This is a genomic window from Mycobacterium sp., assembly GCF_051006775.1.
Taxonomy (GTDB): Bacteria; Actinomycetota; Actinomycetes; order Mycobacteriales; family Mycobacteriaceae; genus Mycobacterium.
In genome coordinates this window covers 1-4,829 of record NZ_JBPCSX010000193.1, presented here as the reverse complement: position 1 = coordinate 4,829, position 4,829 = coordinate 1, and the positions used below count along the sequence as shown (strand labels likewise).

Below are 4,829 nucleotides of genomic sequence, written 5' to 3'. Positions count from 1 at the left end.
GCCGGGTCGGCGATAGCGGCCAGTACCTCCTGGTTGGACATCGCCGGCTGATAGGCGGCGTCGACCAGGTTGCACTCGATCTCCATGCCGGTCAGCGGCCGGTCGAACTCGAAACTGGATTCGGCGAGCATGGTCTTGAACACGTCGAGGCAGAGCTGCACCTTCTCCCGGTACTCCTGCCGTTCTTTGCGGCTGTACGTGGCGTGTGCGACCTCTTCTCCCACCTCGTCGATGCAACAGGGTCTCCTGCCGTCGCGCAAGCAATTCCGCCATGAATGGCTGTGCGCGGTGGCAGACTCCCATGACAGTTCGTGGCACGTCACATCCGAGGAGCACACTGTTGGCCGAGTTCGTCGCCTCCATCGACCAGGGCACCACCAGCACCCGCTGCATGATCTTCGACCACAACGGTCTGGAGGTCGGGCGTCATCAGCTCGAGCACGAGCAGATCCTGCCGCGCGCCGGCTGGGTCGAGCACAACCCGACCGAGATCTGGGGACGCACCCAGACCGTGGTGACCTCGGCACTGAACAACACCGGACTGAAGGCCGGCGACATTGTGGCGCTGGGTATCACCAATCAGCGTGAGACCACGATCGTGTGGAACCGCAAAACCGGTCAGCCTTACTACAACGCGATCGTCTGGCAGGACACCCGCACCGACCAGATCGCCGCTGCCCTGGACCGCGATGGCCGCGGCGAGGTCATCCGGCGCAAGGCGGGACTGCCGCCGGCCACCTACTTCTCCGGCGGCAAGCTGCAGTGGATCCTGGAGAACGTCGACGGCGTCCGCGCCGACGCCGAACGTGGTGACGCGTTGTTCGGCACACCCGATGTCTGGGTGCTGTGGAACATCACCGGCGGCCCCAACGGCGGCGTGCACGTCACCGATCCGACGAACGCCAGCCGAACCATGCTGATGAACCTGGAAACCTTGGACTGGGACGACGAACTGTTGTCCTTCTTCAATATTCCTCGCCAGATGTTGCCGACGATCCGGCCGTCGTCCTCGCCGGCCCCGTACGGGAGCACCCTGGCCGACGGACCGATGGGCGGGGAGGTACCGCTGACCGCCATCCTCGGTGATCAGCAGGCGGCGATGGTCGGACAGGTCTGTCTCAAGCCCGGTGAGGCCAAGAACACCTACGGCACCGGAAACTTCCTGCTACTCAACACCGGTGAGAAGATCGTCCGCAGCACCAACGGCCTGCTGACCACGGTGTGCTACCAGTTCGGAGACGCCAAACCTGTTTACGCCCTTGAGGGTTCGATCGCGGTGACCGGATCGGCGGTGCAGTGGCTGCGTGATCAGCTGGGTATCATCAGCGGTGCCGCCGACAGCGAGGCGCTCGCATCCCAGGTCGAGGACAACGGCGGGATCTACTTCGTTCCGGCCTTCTCCGGATTGTTCGCGCCGTACTGGCGTTCGGATGCGCGCGGGGCGATCGTCGGGCTATCCCGGTTCAACTCCAACGCCCACATCGCCCGGGCCACCCTGGAGGCGATCTGCTACCAGAGCCGCGATGTGGTTGATGCGATGGCGGCCGACTCTGGCGTCCCGCTGGAGGTGCTCAAGGTCGACGGGGGGGTGACGCTGAACGAACTGTGCATGCAGATCCAGGCCGACGTGCTCGGCGTGGACGTGGTGCGTCCCAAGGTTCCGGAGACGACGGCGTTGGGCGCGGCCTACGGTGCCGGCCTCGCAGTGGGCTACTGGTCGGATCCCGAAGACCTGCGGGCCAACTGGCAGGAGGGCCGCCGCTGGTCGCCGCAGTGGAGCGACGAGCAGCGGGCCAAGGGTTACGCCGGCTGGCGCAAGGCCGTGGAGCGCACCCTGAACTGGGTCGAGGTCTAGACCCAGTTCAGCTCAGTCCGATTCGCCGAGGATCTGGTAGATCTCGCGGCGTGCGTTGTTGACGATGCCGACGATGCGCTGCTGCTGTTCGGGACTTGCGGCCTGCGCGGACTGCTCTACCGCGCCGAAGAGTTGGCCCACCGCGGTGCGCAGGTTCGCCTCCGCCGGTTCGATGCTTTCGGTGATCTGCTCCCAGGGCGGGGTGTCGAGCTTCTCGGCCTCGGCGCGACCCGCGTCGGTGAGCGCGAAAAGCTTCTTGCTGCCATCGGATTCGGTGCCGGCGATCAGACCCTCGTCCACGAGCAGTTGCAGGGTCGGATACACCGATCCGGGGCTGGGCTTCCAGACGCCATCGGTGCGCTGGGCGATCTCCTGGATCATCTCGTAGCCGTGCATGGAGCGTTCAGCGAGTAGGGCGAGGATGCCCGCGCGGACGTCGCCGCGGCGTCCGCGCCCGTGGCCCCGTCGGCCGCGGGGGCCGCCGGGTCCGAAGCCGCCGCGCGGTCCGAAACCACCGTGCCGATGGGAATGTCGCCCACGACCGGAGCAGGGCCCGAAGCCGACCGACCCGGGACGGCCGTGGCCGCATGATTCAGATGGTGTGTTCACGGTGTTCTCTTGTCTGTGAAGGGGAGGCGATGATCGATCCCGATGCAGTGACGATATATCGGAATGTATCGAAATGCAACCTGGTGCCGGTGCCGCCCGAATTGCCTGCTGACATCGCGGTCGCGGGCTGTCAGGGTTGAACCATGACCACCACCGCAGAATCTGCCAATCTCCCGCCGGACACCAGCAAGTTCTTCCAGCGCGGCAACTACGCGCCGGTGCCGGATGAGATCACCGAGTACGACCTGACGGTCGAGGGGACCATCCCGCCGGAACTCGACGGGTGGTATCTACGCAACGGTTCCAATCCGCGGCAGCCCACCGGTCACTGGTTCACCGGCGACGGAATGATCCACGGGGTGCGCATCAGCGCAGGGGCGGCCAAGTGGTACCGCAACCGATGGGTACGTACCGAAAGCTTCGACAACCCGTTCCCGCTCTACAACGCCGACGGCACCCGCAACCTCCGATCAGCCGTCGCCAACACCAACATCATCAACCACGCCGGTCGGACGCTGGCCCTGGTCGAGTCATCATTTCCCTACGAGCTCACCAACGACCTGGAGACGGTGGGCTGCTACGACTTCGGTGGCAAACTCGATGACGCGATGACCGCGCATCCCAAGATCTGCCCCACGACGGGGGAATTGCATTTCTTCGGCTACGGCAACCTGTTTCAGCCGCATGTGACCTACCACCGTGTCGACGCCGATGGAAATCTGACGGTCAACCGACCGGTGGAGGTCAAGGCGCTCACCATGATGCACGACTTCGCGATGACTTCGGAGCATGTGATCTTCATGGATCTGCCCATCGTGTTCGACCTCGACATCGCGATCAACGGTAAAGGCGATATGCCCTACCGCTGGGATGACAACTACGGCGCCCGATTCGGGGTGCTGCGCCGCGACGACCCGTTCGGCGATGTCCGCTGGTTCGAGATCGAGCCCTGCTATGTCTTCCATGTCGCCAACGCCTACGAGGACGGCAATCGCATTGTCGTGCAGGGTTGCCGATACCCGGAACTGTGGCGCCAAGACGGCGGATTCGATGCCAGCGCGGTGCTGTGGAGTTGGACCATCGACCTCACTACCGGCACGGTGACCGAGCAGCAATTGGACGACCGTGCGGTGGAGTTCCCGCGCATCGACGACAGGCTGGCCGGCCTCGCAGCCCGGTATGCGGTCTCGGTCGGCGATGCCCGCCTGGTGCGTTACGACCTGCAGACCGGGGATGTTCTTGAGCACCGCTTCGGGTCCACCGACGCACCGGGAGGCCCGGGCGAGGCGGTGTTCGTGCCTGCGCCCACCGGTGGTGAGGCCGAGGGCTGGTACCTCGCCTTCGTCTACGACCCCGGTCGCGACAGCAGCGATCTGGTGATCCTGGACGCCGCCGACTTCGCCGGCGACCCGGTCGCCCGGATTCGCCTGCCCCGGCGGGTGCCCTACGGCTTCCACGGAAACTGGATCAGTGCCTGACGCTATTCACGGGTGAGCCGTACGGAGAATCGCGGGGCATGACGTACATCCCGGTCAAGGGCCAACCCTTCACCGTCTCAATGGGTTTGAGAACCATGGATCCGGACACGTGGATCGAAATCGACGAGCACTACGAAACCGAGCTGGCCGAGAAGCGTCACCTGCTGGACCATCGGAAAGCAGATGTTCTTGCGGTACTCCCCGAAGGTCTCAGCGGGTCTCGGGAGGTTCTGGATGAACTGATCGCCTACCTTCCGATGCACTTTCCGCAGAGATTCCCCACGCACATCGACATCGACAAATCGCTACATCCACTGGAAGCGGCGAGTCTGTTGGTGCAGGAGGATCTGGCAGTCATGAGTCCGCAAGACGGACAATGGGTTCTGACCGCGGCCGCGATCTGCTTTCCGAGCCGGTGGGATCTGGCTTCCAAAATCGGCGCGAACATGCACGGTATCCACCAACCTGTTCCGCACTACGAGGAGCGAATCGGACATGCGACCGATGCCATGTTCAACAAATTGACCCCAGAGCGGCCGGTGTGGCGAATCAACTGGACGGTGTGGGACAACCCGGACCTGTTTCAGCCCTCGGCCTCCGGCCGCAAAGCGCGTGCCCGTCACGGGTTGGGTGTTGAAGAATTCGGCGACACCACTTACTTCCGCACCGAACGCCAAACCCTTCGGAAGCTTCCGGAATCCGGTGCCATTCTGTTCACCATCCGTACCTACTGCGATTCGCTGAGCAGTTTGGATCGGCGGTATCCGGATTTCCGGGAGCACCTCGGCCGAACTCTTGTGACGACGAGCCAGGAAATCCGCAATTACCATGGCTGGGAAGCATTCTGGGGGGATCTCATGGCATGGTCCGGCCAATCGCTGTAGGCC

4 protein-coding genes and 1 pseudogene are annotated in these 4,829 nt (G+C 64.0%); 3 read left to right on the top strand and 2 right to left on the bottom strand.

What is annotated here, in order from left to right:
• Positions 1–224, bottom strand: a pseudogene (locus tag ACR2JI_RS13880) (glutamate--cysteine ligase); the annotation flags it as partial.
• Between the two features lie 77 nt (positions 225–301).
• On the opposite strand from ACR2JI_RS13880, the gene glpK reads away from it, so the two are divergent.
• The gene (gene glpK / locus ACR2JI_RS13875; protein ID WP_526390900.1) at positions 302–1,855 is read left to right on the top strand and encodes a glycerol kinase GlpK; all 1,554 of its coding nucleotides are present in this window, start codon (positions 302–304) and stop codon (positions 1,853–1,855) included.
• A 12-nt stretch (positions 1,856–1,867) separates the two neighbouring features.
• On the opposite strand, the gene ACR2JI_RS13870 is transcribed toward glpK, so the two are convergent.
• Positions 1,868–2,464 (bottom strand): PadR family transcriptional regulator, encoded by a 597-nt coding sequence (locus tag ACR2JI_RS13870; protein ID WP_526390898.1) that lies wholly within the window; start codon positions 2,462–2,464, stop codon positions 1,868–1,870.
• A 143-nt stretch (positions 2,465–2,607) separates the two neighbouring features.
• Here ACR2JI_RS13870 and ACR2JI_RS13865 point away from each other — a divergent pair, with 143 nt between their 5' ends.
• Positions 2,608–3,942 (top strand): carotenoid oxygenase family protein, encoded by a 1,335-nt coding sequence (locus tag ACR2JI_RS13865; protein ID WP_526390896.1) that lies wholly within the window; start codon positions 2,608–2,610, stop codon positions 3,940–3,942.
• Between the two features lie 38 nt (positions 3,943–3,980).
• Positions 3,981–4,826, top strand: coding sequence for a heme-dependent oxidative N-demethylase subunit alpha family protein (locus tag ACR2JI_RS13860; RefSeq protein WP_526390893.1), 846 nt, complete (start codon positions 3,981–3,983; stop codon positions 4,824–4,826).
• Positions 4,827–4,829: the final 3 nt, after the last annotated feature.

Bases quoted from the DNA above. Each gene is read 5' to 3' on its own strand.
- ACR2JI_RS13860 (WP_526390893.1), top strand. From the start codon at position 3,981: ATGACGTACATCCCGGTCAAGGGCCAACCCTTCACCGTCTCAATGGGT.
- ACR2JI_RS13865 (WP_526390896.1), top strand. From the start codon at position 2,608: ATGACCACCACCGCAGAATCTGCCAATCTCCCGCCGGACACCAGCAAG.
- glpK (WP_526390900.1), top strand. From the start codon at position 302: ATGACAGTTCGTGGCACGTCACATCCGAGGAGCACACTGTTGGCCGAG.